The following is a 12,954-nucleotide window of genomic DNA, read 5'->3' on the forward strand; positions in this document are numbered from 1 at the left end:
GGCTGCGCTTCGTCGCTACGCTCCTTGCTGACCCTAGGCTAATATGAGCCCGCGCCCTTGGCGCTCAGAATGATTGTCCGTTGGCCCGAGAGTGGTGTCAGCTAAGTTCTATGCAGACTATGTTCGGTTGCTCAAGGTTGGGGTTCCGCCTTTAGGCGGCCATGCCAGTAAGGTGAGGCAACATGGCTATCTTTGCTAACTTCTGTTCAAAAAATACGTTACAATTCGCGTCACGCTGGCGCGTCGCTGCTGTCGTCCAGTTTGGTCATCGCAATGTTGGTCGCCAGGTCGCGGCGGACGCGGTGGGAGAGGCCGCTCTTTTTCTCCACTTCTTTGCGAATCGTGGCGAGGCTGCGGGTGGGCACTGCGATGTGGACTACCGGCTCGCCGGGTTTTACCGCTGGTAGTGTCGCCAAGCTGAGAATCACGCCGTCGCACGGGCTGGTCAGCGTGTATTGTGCCTGGCCGAGAATGGTGTAGTTCGTCGCAATGGGCTGCCCGGCCTCAACCCAGTCACCCGCACCAATGTGGTAGCGCAGGATGCCGCCCAGCTCGGCGCGAACCCAGGTGGTTTTTTTGGCGCGTATTTGATAGGCGGGCGGGATGTTTTCGCCGGTAAGCATGCCGAGCTTGATCAGGGTATTGCGTATGCCGCGCACGCCGAGCTCCAGGATGCCGCGCTCGATCTTCCAGGGTTCGCCAGCTTCGAGAATGATCGTTGGGCAGCCGGCCTTGCACGCCTCACGGCGCAGTGAGCCCTCCGGGCCGCGGCCGTCGACGATCAGCGGGCAACCGAAGGCGAGTGCGAGCTTGCGCGCATCGGGGTTGGAGAGATCGGCGCGCACGTTGGGGAAGTTGGTGCGCTGAAAGGCGGCCGAGTGCAGGTCGATACCGTAGTCGCACTGGCAGACGATTTCCCGCATAAAAATTGCCGCAATGCGCGAGGCGAGGCTGCCGGTTTCGTTGCCGGGAAAGCTGCGGTTGAGGTCACGGCGGTCGGGCAGGTAGCGCTCGTGCGTCTCGAAGCCGAACACATTGACAACGGGTATTAAAAACAGCGTGCCGCAATCGATGGTGATCTGCTCGTCGTAAAGCAGGTCGTGGACAATGCCGGTGCCGTTAATTTCGTCGCCGTGGATGGCCGCGGAAATGAATACCTTGGGCCCGGGCTTGGCGCTGTGGATCACGCGCACGGGGAGGGCGATTTCGTCGCCGGTGTAAGTCTCGGATATTTTTAACCGCACGTCCCGCGACTCACCGGGTGGGATGGTTTCCATGCCGAGTTTGATGGGCTTTTGCTTGCGGCGGGTGGACTTGGCGGTGGGCATTGCGTGGTGTGAGAAAACGCGTTGAATTGCGAAGGGTGCGGGGACCATAACGGCCCGCAAGGATGGGTTACAGGCTTGGTTAGTTCGTGGGGGCGGGTTGCGCCATTTGGGTTGTTACGAACTGAATTGGTTGTTTGGGCGCAGCTTGCGGAGCGGGACGCTCCGCGCTACCGTTAAGTTACTTGGTGCTGTTTTATGAGTTGTTCTTGGCCTTCGCCTTTTTGCGCTTCGGCTTCTTGAGGGGGAGGTAGTCGCGCAGTGTGTTTTTGCGACCGTAGCACAGAAGAAGGTCGCCGGCGTGGATCTCGTCATCGCCCTTGGGCGCGGCGTGGACCTGCCCGCTGCGATTGATGCTGAGCACGATGACATCGCGCTCGCGCAGACCGCTGTCGGCAATGCTTTTACCTGCCAGGTTGGAGTCAGTGCCGACGGTGAATTCCGCCACCTGAAAGCCACGTGCGAGGCCAAGGCGCTGCCGGATGTCGAGGTCGTCGAAGCGAACGTTTTCGACGAGGTAGTCCACAATGGCCCCCGCGACATCGACATTCGTGGCGTTTTCAATGCCTTCGAGGCCGGGCGAGGAATTGACCTCCATGATCACAGGGCCGTCCGCGCCTTCCAGCATGTCGACGCCTGCCACGCGCAGACCAAGGATTTGCGCGGCGCGCACGGCGGTGCGCTCGTATTCTTCGGTCAGGGTGACGGATTCGGTCTCGCCGCCCCGGTGGACGTTACTGCGGAACTCCGTGCCCACGGCCTTGCGGCGCATGGCGGCGACGACGCGGTCGCCCACGACGAAGGCGCGAATGTCCTTGCCGCGGCTTTCGCTGACGAATTTTTGAATGAGCACGTTGAGCGACTTCGATTGGAGCGTCTCGATGATGGCTTCGGCGATTTTAATCGAGTCCGCCAAAATGACGCCGACGCCCTGCGTGCCCTCCAGGAGTTTCACAATGACGGGCGCGCCGCCCACGCGCTCAATGGCGGGGAGGACGTCCTTGCGGTCGCGGACAAAGGCCGATGGCGCGATGCCGAGATCGTAGCGGCTGAGCACCTGGAGGCTGCGCAGCTTGTCGCGGGAAATGATGATGGACTGCGAGGGGTTGGCGCTCCACACGCCCATTTGCTCGAACTGCCGCACGACGGCTGCGCCGTAGAACGTGACCGAGGAGCCGATGCGCGGGATGACGGCGTCGTATTCGCTGAGTCGGCGCGAGCGAAAAGTGAGGCTCGGGTGCTTTGACTCGACATAGATGCCGAACTTGAGCGGGTCCAAGACCTTTGGTTTATGCCCGCGCTTGGTGCAGGCTTCGCGAATGCGCTTAGTGCTGTAGCAGCGCGGCGCTCGGGAAATGATGGCGATTTTTAAAGGGTCCATTGGGAAAGAGTGTTGGTTTATAAATGAAAGCCGGCCTCGATGTTGTTTCCATCGGGGTCGATGAGGTAGGCGGCGTAATAATCGTAGCCGTCGTCTTCGGGTTGGCCGTTGCACTTGCCGCCGTGGGCGAGGCCTGCGGCGTGGAAGGCGTCCACTGCTTCTTTGCTATCGGCCTTGAACGCCAAGTGGATGGGGCGGGTGGCGTCCTTGCTGACCGGGCTGCCATGGTAGTCGCCGTCTGGTGGCGTTTCCCCCATCCAAATGAAGGGATACTCGGATTCGCCGGATATGATGACGGCGTTGATGTGCGGTTGACGCTGGGTAATGCGCACACCAAGCGGTGCGAGGCACGCCTCGTAAAAGGCGGCACTGCGCGTGATGTCATTCACGAAAAAGCCGATATGGTCGAACATGGTAGCGGGCGGTTAGTGGATTTGCGGTTTTTTCCGTTTCCCGTGGAGATATTTTTGGCTGGAGTCGACGACGAAATCACCGGCGAGTGCTTCACGCCCCAAAAGCACGCGGCAAATCATGTGGTGGCGGTTGACGAGGGAGAAGGTGACTTTCTTGCGTCGGCGGCCGATCTTGAGTGTGGTTTCCACTTTTACCCGGCGCTGCAGCTGGCCGTTGCTGGAGCGGACCTTCTGCTCTTTCACGATGTCGGCCTCGATCTCCTGGGTCAGCGAGGCGTCTTTGCGGTCGGCGGCGAGGGTGAAGCGCACGCGGCCATTGGGCAGCAACTGAATGTTGCGCACATCGAGCGCGGAGCTCTTGGCCCCGGTGTCGGCTTTGGCGACGAGGTTGGCGGCTCCCCAATCGGGCAGGTCGATGGTTTCCTTCCAGCCGATGGGCACAGGCGGGCGCGGTGATTTCTTATGGGTGGTAGCCATGCAAGTGATCCGTAGGTTACTATATTACGCCAATTTTACCAACCGATAAAAAACATTTGTCGTCCAGGGCAAAAGGGGGATAAATGTAAGTTACCACTTATGGCTGAACCAATGACTGAATTACTCGACGCCCTGCCGGACCTACGCGAACGGCTCGCTGGGCGTCGTGAACTGCTGTTGGCCAATGCCGTGATGTTCAGTGAAATCCCATCGCACACATTCGAGGAAGCCGAGCGCGCGCGCTTCATGATGGACCGCCTGATCGAGGCCGGCTGTCAAAATGTGTCAACGGATGAGCTGGGCAACGCGGTTGGCATTCACCCGGGCAAGACCGGTAAGCGAAACATCCTTGTTTCCGCTCACCTGGACACGCCTTTCGCCAAATCGGTCGACCATGCCGTGCAGGTAAATCCGGACAGCATCGTTGGCCCCAGCATCATGGACAACTCCCTCGGCCTCGCCGCCGTGGTGACCTTGCCCACGCTCCTGGAACAGCTCGGCATCGAACTGAATGACAACCTGGTGCTGCTGGGCTCGACCCGAAGCATGGGCAAGGGCGACATCGAAGGCATGCGCTTTTTCCTGGAGAACAACCAATTGCCGATGCGCGCTGGTGTGCTCTGCGAGGGGGCCACGCTAGGCCGCCTCAGCTACAGCTCACTGGGCGTGATCCGCGGTACGATCGACTGCCAGGTAAAGCGCGGTGCTACGGGCCTTGCCGCCGGTGGTGCGATACCCGTGCTGAACCGCCTGATGACGAAGATGCTGGAAATCCCGCTACCACAGGACCCGGTAACACAGCTCATCATGGGCTCCATTTATGGGGGCACGACTTATAACACCACCGCGCGCGATGCGCATCTGCTTTTCGAAATCCGCAGCGAAGGCGCGGGCGTCGCGAGTGAAATTTTCGAGCAAATTGAGGCCGTGGTGGCCGAGACCAGCTCGATGACTGGTGCCATGGCGGACCTGAAGAAAGTCGGCAACCGCAAGAATAACTCGATCAGCTTTAACCACCCGCTCGTGCGCGGGGCGCGGCGCATCCTCAAGGCCCTGGAGGTCGAGGACCACGCGGCACCGTCCACGGGTGAGCTCAGCACCTTGCTGGGCCGCGACATCCCCTCCCTCGTCATTGGCCTGACCAACGGCGAGCACCGACACGACTACAACGAGACGATTGAGATCGAGCCGATTTTTGCCGGCCTGGCTCAGCTCATCACCCTGCTGCAAGCAATAGATGGAGGATACTGCGATGTCGACGAAGCTTGAAAAATGGATTAAGTCCAACACCTTTCACCATAGCCAGTTCTTCGACCAGATGGAGCTGCTCAAACAGAAGGAAAAAACGGGGCTGACGATCTCCCTGTGCATCCCGACGCTCAACGAGGAGGCGACGATCGGTAAGGAAATTGTCATCTTCCGCTCCGAGCTGATGGAGCGCTATCCGCTGGTGGACGAAATTGCGGTGATCGACTCCGGCTCCACGGACAAGACGCTGGAAGTGGCCTCGTCTTTTGGCGCGGATACCTACTTCGCGGGTGACATTTTGCCCGAGCAGGGGCACAAGCGCGGCAAGGGGGAAAACCTTTGGAAGGCAATTCACCAGCTTAAGGGCGACATCATTTGCTATGTCGACGCCGACATTAAAAACATCCACCCGCGCTTTTGCTATGGCCTCGTCGCGCCGCTGCTCTACCGCCCAGAGGTGCATTATGTGAAGGCGTTTTACGACCGTCCGCTGGCGTTCTCGCAAGGCATCCGCCCCAGTGGCGGTGGACGGGTAACGGAGATTCTCGTGCGCCCGCTCTTCTCACTGTTTTACCCGGAGCTCACGGGCCTCGTGCAGCCGCTTTCAGGCGAATACGCCGTGCGCCGCGAGGTACTGGAGCGCATCCCGTTCCCGATCGGCTACGGCGTGGAAACATCCCACATTATGGATGTTTACAAGCAGTGGGGGCTCGAAGCCTTCGGCCAGACGGACCTCGACAAGCGTGTGCACCGTAACCAGGAAACCCTCTCGCTGGGCAAGATGAGCTTCGGCATATTGCAGAGTTTCCTCGGCCGCATGAAGGGCATGGGCATGGAAGGTGATTTGCCGGAGATGCACAACATTCTCCGCCAGTTCCAAGCCGTCGATCAGCGGTATGAGCAAAAGCTCTTCGAGATCGTCGAGGAGGAGCGCCCGCCGATGATTGACATCCCGCAATATCGCGAGAAGATGGGCTACTAGCATGGTGCCCCGTCGCTTGCGCGCAGTGGTGGGGGTGGCCTTGGTGGCTGCCTCCGGCTGCCTGGTCACCAGTTGCCGCGAGCCGGGCCCGCCCGTGTGGGAATCTGGCAGCGAAGTTTTCCTGCTCGATGTGGGCGCGTATTGCTCGGGGTTTGAATTGCCGGGCCCCGAGACTACGGGCTATACCAGTATGGGTGGCGGTGATTACGGTGGCATGATCGGTGTGCGTTTCGATGGCCAAGGCATTGAGCAACTGAGCTCCGGTGGCTCGTCTTACTGGGTCGAATATTACGACGCAGATTTGGACGAGATTTCCATTACTGGGCAAACGGCCGTGCCACTCTATTTCGTGATCCGCTATGGCGTGGTCGATGAGCTGGAGGTGTTCGTCGAGCGCCAGGTGATACACGCCGGCATCATTGATTTCACCTACGACTTCGATGAGGCGCGAAGCAAGGCCAAGCGCATCGTGCGCGATCTGCGCGCCCGGTGAAGATTTCGGTAAAAACCGGCTTAAAGATACAATATCGTTTGCTAACGGGCATATTTGCAGTAAGAACTAATACACAACGGCTTGCCGTTACCCTATGAGAGTTGCCATCGTTCATTACCACTTGAAGCCCGGGGGAGTCACGCGGGTGGTCGAGAACGCATTTGCCTCAATGGAGGGGCGGGGCGTGCAAATGGCCGCCTTTTCCGGAGAACCCTACACGGGTGATGCGCTGATCCAGACCGCTGTTGTGCCCGGGCTGTCTTACACGCAGGCCAATGAAAAGCCTGACCCGGGTGCGCTCTGGTTTTCGCTCAAGAAAGCCGCCCGCGAAGCGCTCGGCGGCGAACCGGACGTATGGCACATTCACAACCACTGCCTCGGCAAAAACATGGCGATGCCTCAGGTGGTTGAACGCTTGGCGGCGGAGACGCCGGTGCTGCTGCAGATCCATGATTTCGCCGAAGACGGGCGCCCGGGCAACTACGCCGCGATTTCCTCGCAGACGCCCAACATGGATAAGCTCTACCCGCAGGCCTCTCAGGTGCACTACGGGCTGCTGAATTCCCGCGATTTAAGCTTCCTCACACAAAGTAACTTTGCAACGCAAAGCCTGCACCTTTTGCCCAATCCGATTGCCGTGCCCGAGCTGCCGCCCGAGCGTGCGACGCTATCGGGCTTTGAGGGGCGGCGTTTGTTGCTTTACCCGACGCGTGCCATTCGTCGCAAAAACCTGGGTGAGCTGATTCTGTGGTCGGCCATGGCGGAGGAGGACCAGCTGTTTGCCACCACGCTCACTCCGGCCAACCCGGCGGCGCGGCCGATCTACGACCGCTGGCTGGAGTTTGCCGGAAGCCTGGGCCTGCCGGTTCGCTTCGCGCTGGGTGAACACGTATCGTTGTCTTTCCCCGAGCTGATGTCGGCCGCCGATGCGATCATTTCGACGAGCGTGGCAGAGGGCTTTGGCTTGGCTTTCCTGGAGCCGTATCTGTTCCACAAGCCGCTGGTGGGGCGGAATCTGCCCGACATTACAAGTGATTTTACGAACGCGGATGTCGACCTGTCGTCGCTCTATGACCGGATGATGGTCCCGCTTGACTGGGTGGGCGAGGCGCTGATTCGGGAGACGCTGGACGCCGCCCTGCGCGATTATTACACGGCTTACAATTGCGTGCTGCCCTTGGCGGCAGTGGATGAAGCCTTCGACGCAATGACCGCCGGCGGCAAGGTGGAGTTTGGCCGCTTGTCGGAAGCTTTGCAGGAGAAAGTAATCTTGCACGTTAACGCCAACTCTGCATCGCAAAGTGAAATTGCACCGGCTTCGCTGGGCTTGGATTCAGCGGGAGGCTGCATTGCCAGCAACCGTGAGCTGATTGCGCAAAACTTCAGCCTCGACCGTTACGGAGAAAACCTGAAGACGATCTATGAGAAGGTCGCGCAATCCGCCGTTGAGCCGCTAAAGTATGCGTCGCACCAGACGGTGTTGGATCAGTTCCTGGACCCGCAGCGTTTCAATCTGCTGCGGACTTAGTCGGCCTTTGCCTATTCCTTATTCGCCTTGATCCCGATGGTGGACATGGGCAATTCGCTCGCATAGAGGTGGGAAATGTCGCCTACGCCCAAGCAGCGTGGCGTTGCGACTTGATCGTTTCGCTCATCGAACAGAATCGTGGTGACACTGCTGGGTGGCAGGAAAAAACCAGTCCAGACCAGTGGCATGGGAATGTTTAGCAGGCGTGAGAGGAGGGTGAGTCCAAATCCTCCGTGGCAAAAAAGCCCGATTTTGAGGCGGTTGGGATTTGCAATTCGATAGGTTTGACCGGCTCTCTCATAGCCAAGGCCGGCTATGAATTGATCAGCCTCGCGGCATAGTGTGTCGTAGCCGATGCGGAAGGCCGGGTCGTCCAGCGGGGGGACGTCGGACCAGTTTGCGCATGTGTAGGTGTGGTCGTCCAGATGGACGGAGTGCCCGTGAAGATCGAAGGCACATATGTTTCCCAGACCTTCCTCGCTAATCCGGGGCCAGTCCAATTCTCGGGTCCACTCAAGCGTTGTCGGTTCGAGGCCGAGGGCTTTGGCAGTGTAGCGCGCGGTGTCTTGAGCGCGCCCCATTGGAGAGCAGAAAATTCGGTCAAGGCCTTGCTTGGCAAGTCGTGTGGCTAGCGCTTGGGCTTCCAAGTGACCGGCTGGCGTGATGGTATTGTTGGCATAGTCGGGATCGGCGTGGCGGATTAAATAGATACGCATAAAGTAAGCTATGAAAGCTCGTTAATGCGCAAAGTCACTCCCTATCCTTGCTGAATGTCTCGATCCCAGTTCGCGAAGTGGGGAATGGCTTTGTATTGTAGCAAGTTGATTACATCTCCGCCCATTCGCGGGCACGCTCGATATCCTCGAAGATGCCGAATCGCCAGGTAGTTTTCAGGCTTTTGGACACGGTGATGTATTTTTCGATGGCCAGTGTCATATCGGGGTGCGTGGAGACGAAGGCCAACTTGATCTGCGGGTTGGAGCGGCTGGCGCCGAGATCGTAGGCAGCGGTACGGCTCATGTCGTGGACGGAAATGTCCACCTCGGTCACTTGGCTGCAGTCGATTATTTGATACCGGGCGGTGTCACTGCGGGGATCGCTGAAAAAGCGCTGGTTGGCCTGGTCGATTTCATCGCCAGTGATCAGGCCGGAATGCTCAAGCAAGAAGCCTGCTGGCTCCCATGACGTGCGGTAGGGCATGTAAATTAAATGACTTACCGAATCGCTTTAATCAATCCTACATATGGGTCTAAAACCGACCTATTTTACGGGAAAATACACTGGCCATAAATGATAAAAGCGTCGCAACACGCTGAGGCGTTGCGACGCTTTGAAAGAAGATTGGCTGTTGGGCTGGCTTAGGCGCTGGCCTTGGCTGCCGACTCAACGAGCTTGACGAAGGACTTCGCGTCGAGCGAAGCACCACCGATCAGGCCGCCGTCGATGTCTTCCTTGGCCAGAAGACCGTCTGCATTTTCGGGCTTCATGGAGCCGCCGTAAAGGATGCGGATCTTGTCGCCGGTGGCCTTGCCGAAGCGGTCACGAAGCAGCACGCGGATTGCGGCGTGGACTTCCTGCGCCATTTCGGGCGTGGCAGTCTTGCCGGTGCCGATGGCCCAGACGGGCTCATAGGCGATGACCACCTGATCGGCCTTGTCCTCGGGGACGTTGACCAAGCCGCCGAGCAGCTGGGTTTCCACGACCTTGAGGGTGTCGCCAGACTCACGCTCTTCGAGCTTTTCGCCCACGCAGAGGATCGGCTTGAGGTTGCTTTCGAGAGCGGCGAGGACTTTTTCGTTAATTTCCTCGTCGGACTCGCTGAAGTATTCGCGGCGCTCGCTGTGGCCGAGGATCACGAAGTTTACATAGAGCTGGCGCAGCATCGCGGCGGAGATTTCGCCGGTGTAGGCACCGCTGGCCTTGGCGTGCATGTTTTGCGCGCCGAGCTGGACGTTGCTGCTTTCGGCCAACACCTTGGCGCCGGTTTCCAGCGAGGTGTATGGCGGGCAGACGACGACGCTGACGCCGTTTTTGTCACCCAGTTCGAGGAGGATCGCTTTGATCAATTCTTCGGCATCGGCCGAAGTCTTGTTCATCTTCCAGTTGCCTGCGATCAGGTATTTTCGGTTGTTCGACATGATTGGTAAATTACTTGGTTTCGAGTGCGGCAACGCCCGGCAGGGTCTTGCCTTCGAGGAACTCCAGCGACGCGCCGCCACCGGTGCTGATGAAGCTGACGTTGTCGCCCTGGCCGCTCTTCTTGATGGCCTTCACGGAGTCGCCGCCACCAATGATGGAGCAGCAGTCTGCCTGGGCAACCGCCTCAGCGATGGCGAAGGTGCCTTGGGCGCAGGCCTTGATCTCAAAGACGCCCATCGGGCCATTCCAGAGAACGGTCTTGGCGCTCTTCACGGCTTCTTCGTAAAGCTTGATGGTGTCCGGGCCGATGTCGACGCCTTCCCAGCCGTCTTCGATGTCGCCGGAGATGACCTTCACTTCGCCAACCGAACCCGCACCGAAGTCGAGCTTGTTGGTGATCAGGTTGTCAATCGGCAGGAGGAGCTTTACGCCTTTGGCCTCGGCCTTGGCCATGGCTTCCTTGGCGGTCTCGACCTTGTCGGGCTCGGAGAGGGAATCGCCGACCTTTTTACCGTTGGCCAGGGCAAAGGTGTAGGCCATGGCACCGCCGATCAGCATGGTGTCGCACTTGTCCAGCAGGCTGTCGATGACGGTGATCTTGTCGGAAACTTTCGCGCCGCCGAGGATGACGACAAAGGGACGCTCCGGCGTGGAAGTCTTTTCGCCGAGGTATTCTAACTCCTTTTCGATGAGGAAGCCGGCGACCTTGGTGTCGACGAGTTGCGCAACGCCCTCAGTGGAGGCGTGGGCGCGGTGAGCGGTGCCAAAGGCGTCGTTGACATAGGCGTCGGCGACGGCGGCGAGCTCCTTGGCGAATGCCGGGTCGTTCTTTTCTTCGCCCGGGTAGTAGCGGACGTTTTCGAGGAGGACGACGTCGCCGTCGCTCATGGCGTCGACCGCGGACTTCACGGATTCGCCGATGCAGTCCTCAACAAACTTCACGGGCTGGCCAAGCTGGTTGGCGAGTTCCACGGCGACGGGTGCCAGCGTGAACTTCGGATTCTTCTCACCCTTCGGGCGACCCAGGTGGGAGCACAGGATGACCTTCGCGCCTTGGGCGGCGAGGTGCTTAATGGTCGGCAGGGCGCCAACAATGCGGGTGTCGTCGGAGATCTTGCCTTCCGCGTCGAACGGAACGTTGAAGTCGCAGCGCACGAGCACGCGCTTACCGGCGAGATTGACGTCTTGTACAGTCTTTACAGTGGCCATAGGGCGAACGATTCTCGGCACCCCCGCCGCTCCTGCAAGACGAAACTTAGCCCAGACGCGTTAACTTTGCGCGACTTACCGGGCTTTTTAGCAGCGCTAATCTGCTGGTGTTTTGCGAAAAGCATTTGCCGTGTTCGCGTAATCGATGCCTTTCAGTTTTTTGAGCTTTTTGTCATCTCGCGCGACGAATTGCTCAATCGAGGCATTGAATTGCTTCAACTCTTCGCCATGGAGGCCTCCCAGGAAGCCACTGGATACGAAGACATTTGCGCCAGGAGGGAGTTCGTAATCGATCTTGTCCGCAAAAACTGAGTGCACATCAATTTCGAAGACGGTTTTCTTTGTGCTGCTGCGATCCTGGGTGACGATACGGATTGAATTACTGTTGGCATTTGGCGCGAGGCCGCCAGCGGCATGTAATAAATCCAGCAGCCCCTGAGTTTCGGATACGGAATGGATGCCTGGCTTGTTCACCAAGCCGTGGATTCCAACGTGGACCTCCGCCAAACAAACAACCGTGCTCAACAGGAACCATCCCAATGAGCAAGCGAGCTTCATTACGGCCGGTGCTAGATCTTGGCAGCTTCTTCGCCCTTGGTTTGGGCGGGCTGATTGGCGACAGGCTTCGGCTTGGCTTCGTCCTCTTCGTTGAGGGCCTGCTTGAAGGTGTCCTCGGCGCTTTTGGAGGCCTTCTTGAACTCCTTGATCGCCTGACCGGCACCGCGGGCAAACTCCGGCAGCTTCTTACCGCCAAAAATGATCAACCCGAAGATGACCAACAGGGGGATTTCCCAACCCTGGAGGTTGCTCAGGAAGGCCACTGGCAGGCTGTTCAAAAACATGTTCATCGTATTAATGTAACCCAACTTGGTGGGAAGTAAACCCTCAATTGGGCAGGTTTTTGGTGATCGTGGTTTACCAATGCTCTGCTTAGCGCAGGCGGAAAGTGATGGTCATATTTCCCTGCCAACCTTGAGGTGTAGGTCCAATTGGAGTCTGTGACTCCAGCAGTTTACGAATTGATTCGATGAAAGCAGGTGACGCATTTGAGCGTTTGACTTCAATTTTTCCAATGCTTCCATTGGGATAGACATAGAATTGAAATTCAGCCCAAGTATTGCCGATATCCACCGGGCGGTTCCAGCTAAGCTCGATCGCGTTGCGCAGGCGAGTCTTGTAGTTCTCCACTAATGATGAATTGGCGGCCGCATTTGACGGCGCGACCGTCGTGGGCACGTCGATCTTGATGTTCGTATTTACGCTGGGGGCGACGGCGGTGCTGCGCGGCTTGGGTGGGGTGGGGGTTGCGTCGCGGCGGTCGACTTTTTTATCGAAATCGGCCAAGCTCATCATTTTTGGCTTTGGGGGCTCGGGCTTGGGGGTTGGCTTAGGCTCCACCTTGGGCTCCGGGATATTCACGTCCGGCAGCTGGCGATCTTGTATTTGGCGCACCTGCGGCTGCTCCAGCACGGGCTGCGGCGGTTGAGGCGATTCTGGCTGGGGCGTCTCGTCGGGGAGCGTAACCAGCTCCAGCACAACGGGTTGCTCTTCGGCCCTGAGTGGGTCGATAAAGATAAACAACGCCAGCAAACCAATTGCCGTGCAGTGCAGCACAACGGAGGTGATGAAGGCCTGTCGCTGATTGGTCATACCGGTCACTATAGTGGACCAATCATTGGGAAAAGAAAAGCGATCAATTGTTTCGCAATGATCAAAATTTGGCGTGCGTAATTTTTGCCCAATTATGCGCAAATAGTGC

Annotated in this window: 15 protein-coding genes; 4 read left to right on the plus strand and 11 right to left on the minus strand. The window is 58.5% G+C overall.

Annotated elements, in window-relative coordinates; all coding sequences use genetic code 11:
- Positions 1-230: 230 nt before the first annotated feature.
- From O3S85_RS17390 to O3S85_RS17405, 4 genes are all read right to left on the minus strand, one after another.
- Positions 231-1,328: a succinylglutamate desuccinylase/aspartoacylase family protein gene (locus tag O3S85_RS17390; protein ID WP_269542096.1), complete on the minus strand. Its 1,098-nt coding sequence runs from the start codon at positions 1,326-1,328 to the stop codon at positions 231-233.
- A gap of 193 nt (positions 1,329-1,521) precedes the next feature.
- Entirely contained in the window at positions 1,522-2,706 is a 1,185-nt protein-coding gene (locus O3S85_RS17395; protein ID WP_269542097.1) for a RimK family alpha-L-glutamate ligase, read from the minus strand.
- Between the two features lie 17 nt (positions 2,707-2,723).
- Positions 2,724-3,119 carry a VOC family protein gene (locus O3S85_RS17400; RefSeq protein ID WP_269542098.1) on the minus strand — a complete coding sequence of 132 codons (396 nt, stop codon included), beginning with the start codon at positions 3,117-3,119 and terminating at the stop codon, positions 2,724-2,726.
- A gap of 12 nt (positions 3,120-3,131) precedes the next feature.
- The gene (locus tag O3S85_RS17405; protein ID WP_269542099.1) at positions 3,132-3,596 is read right to left on the minus strand and encodes an ATP-dependent zinc protease family protein; all 465 of its coding nucleotides are present in this window, start codon (positions 3,594-3,596) and stop codon (positions 3,132-3,134) included.
- A gap of 111 nt (positions 3,597-3,707) precedes the next feature.
- Here O3S85_RS17405 and O3S85_RS17410 point away from each other — a divergent pair, with 111 nt between their 5' ends.
- The 4 genes from O3S85_RS17410 to O3S85_RS17425 all read left to right on the plus strand — a co-directional run bounded on the left by O3S85_RS17410 (position 3,708) and on the right by O3S85_RS17425 (position 7,847).
- A complete protein-coding gene (locus O3S85_RS17410; RefSeq protein WP_269542100.1) occupies positions 3,708-4,865 on the plus strand; it encodes a peptidase dimerization domain-containing protein in 1,158 nt (385 codons plus the stop codon).
- The gene (locus O3S85_RS17415) at positions 4,849-5,826 is read left to right on the plus strand and encodes a glucosyl-3-phosphoglycerate synthase (protein WP_269542101.1); all 978 of its coding nucleotides are present in this window, start codon (positions 4,849-4,851) and stop codon (positions 5,824-5,826) included. Before O3S85_RS17410 ends, O3S85_RS17415 begins: the two co-directional genes overlap by 17 nt.
- A gap of 1 nt (position 5,827) precedes the next feature.
- Positions 5,828-6,319, plus strand: a complete 492-nt coding sequence (locus O3S85_RS17420) for a hypothetical protein (protein WP_269542102.1) — start codon at positions 5,828-5,830, stop codon at positions 6,317-6,319.
- 94 nt (positions 6,320-6,413) lie between these two features.
- Positions 6,414-7,847 carry a glycosyltransferase family 4 protein gene (locus O3S85_RS17425; protein ID WP_269542103.1) on the plus strand — a complete coding sequence of 478 codons (1,434 nt, stop codon included), beginning with the start codon at positions 6,414-6,416 and terminating at the stop codon, positions 7,845-7,847.
- Positions 7,848-7,858: 11 nt separating this feature from the next.
- On the opposite strand, the gene O3S85_RS17430 is transcribed toward O3S85_RS17425, so the two are convergent.
- From O3S85_RS17430 to O3S85_RS17460, 7 genes are all read right to left on the minus strand, one after another.
- Positions 7,859-8,563: a histidine phosphatase family protein gene (locus O3S85_RS17430; protein WP_269542104.1), complete on the minus strand. Its 705-nt coding sequence runs from the start codon at positions 8,561-8,563 to the stop codon at positions 7,859-7,861.
- A 109-nt stretch (positions 8,564-8,672) separates the two neighbouring features.
- Complete coding sequence (locus tag O3S85_RS17435; RefSeq protein WP_269542105.1) at positions 8,673-9,047, minus strand: hypothetical protein; 375 nt, start codon at positions 9,045-9,047, stop codon at positions 8,673-8,675.
- Between the two features lie 158 nt (positions 9,048-9,205).
- Entirely contained in the window at positions 9,206-9,985 is a 780-nt protein-coding gene (gene tpiA, locus O3S85_RS17440; RefSeq protein ID WP_269542106.1) for a triose-phosphate isomerase, read from the minus strand.
- A gap of 10 nt (positions 9,986-9,995) precedes the next feature.
- Positions 9,996-11,195, minus strand: a complete 1,200-nt coding sequence (locus tag O3S85_RS17445) for a phosphoglycerate kinase (RefSeq protein ID WP_269542107.1) — start codon at positions 11,193-11,195, stop codon at positions 9,996-9,998.
- 96 nt (positions 11,196-11,291) lie between these two features.
- On the minus strand, positions 11,292-11,753 hold the full coding sequence (locus O3S85_RS17450; RefSeq protein WP_269542108.1) for a polysaccharide biosynthesis/export family protein: 462 nt from the start codon (positions 11,751-11,753) through the stop codon (positions 11,292-11,294).
- Between the two features lie 11 nt (positions 11,754-11,764).
- Entirely contained in the window at positions 11,765-12,043 is a 279-nt protein-coding gene (locus O3S85_RS17455; protein WP_269542109.1) for a Sec-independent protein translocase subunit TatA/TatB, read from the minus strand.
- A gap of 82 nt (positions 12,044-12,125) precedes the next feature.
- On the minus strand, positions 12,126-12,845 hold the full coding sequence (locus O3S85_RS17460) for a TonB C-terminal domain-containing protein (RefSeq protein WP_269542110.1): 720 nt from the start codon (positions 12,843-12,845) through the stop codon (positions 12,126-12,128).
- Positions 12,846-12,954: the final 109 nt, after the last annotated feature.

Origin of the sequence: Cerasicoccus sp. TK19100, assembly GCF_027257155.1 — a bacterium.
GTDB lineage: Bacteria > Verrucomicrobiota > Verrucomicrobiia > Opitutales > Cerasicoccaceae > Cerasicoccus > Cerasicoccus fimbriatus.

Coding starts and splice junctions, on each gene's coding strand:
- O3S85_RS17390 (WP_269542096.1), bottom strand. CDS start 1,328: ATGCCCACCGCCAAGTCCACCCGCCGCAAGCAAAAGCCCATCAAACTC.
- O3S85_RS17395 (WP_269542097.1), bottom strand. CDS start 2,706: ATGGACCCTTTAAAAATCGCCATCATTTCCCGAGCGCCGCGCTGCTAC.
- O3S85_RS17400 (WP_269542098.1), bottom strand. CDS start 3,119: ATGTTCGACCATATCGGCTTTTTCGTGAATGACATCACGCGCAGTGCC.
- O3S85_RS17405 (WP_269542099.1), bottom strand. CDS start 3,596: ATGGCTACCACCCATAAGAAATCACCGCGCCCGCCTGTGCCCATCGGC.
- O3S85_RS17410 (WP_269542100.1), top strand. CDS start 3,708: ATGACTGAATTACTCGACGCCCTGCCGGACCTACGCGAACGGCTCGCT.
- O3S85_RS17415 (WP_269542101.1), top strand. CDS start 4,849: ATGTCGACGAAGCTTGAAAAATGGATTAAGTCCAACACCTTTCACCAT.
- O3S85_RS17420 (WP_269542102.1), top strand. CDS start 5,828: ATGGTGCCCCGTCGCTTGCGCGCAGTGGTGGGGGTGGCCTTGGTGGCT.
- O3S85_RS17425 (WP_269542103.1), top strand. CDS start 6,414: ATGAGAGTTGCCATCGTTCATTACCACTTGAAGCCCGGGGGAGTCACG.
- O3S85_RS17430 (WP_269542104.1), bottom strand. CDS start 8,563: ATGCGTATCTATTTAATCCGCCACGCCGATCCCGACTATGCCAACAAT.
- O3S85_RS17435 (WP_269542105.1), bottom strand. CDS start 9,047: ATGCCCTACCGCACGTCATGGGAGCCAGCAGGCTTCTTGCTTGAGCAT.
- tpiA (WP_269542106.1), bottom strand. CDS start 9,985: ATGTCGAACAACCGAAAATACCTGATCGCAGGCAACTGGAAGATGAAC.
- O3S85_RS17445 (WP_269542107.1), bottom strand. CDS start 11,195: ATGGCCACTGTAAAGACTGTACAAGACGTCAATCTCGCCGGTAAGCGC.
- O3S85_RS17450 (WP_269542108.1), bottom strand. CDS start 11,753: ATGAAGCTCGCTTGCTCATTGGGATGGTTCCTGTTGAGCACGGTTGTT.
- O3S85_RS17455 (WP_269542109.1), bottom strand. CDS start 12,043: ATGAACATGTTTTTGAACAGCCTGCCAGTGGCCTTCCTGAGCAACCTC.
- O3S85_RS17460 (WP_269542110.1), bottom strand. CDS start 12,845: ATGACCAATCAGCGACAGGCCTTCATCACCTCCGTTGTGCTGCACTGC.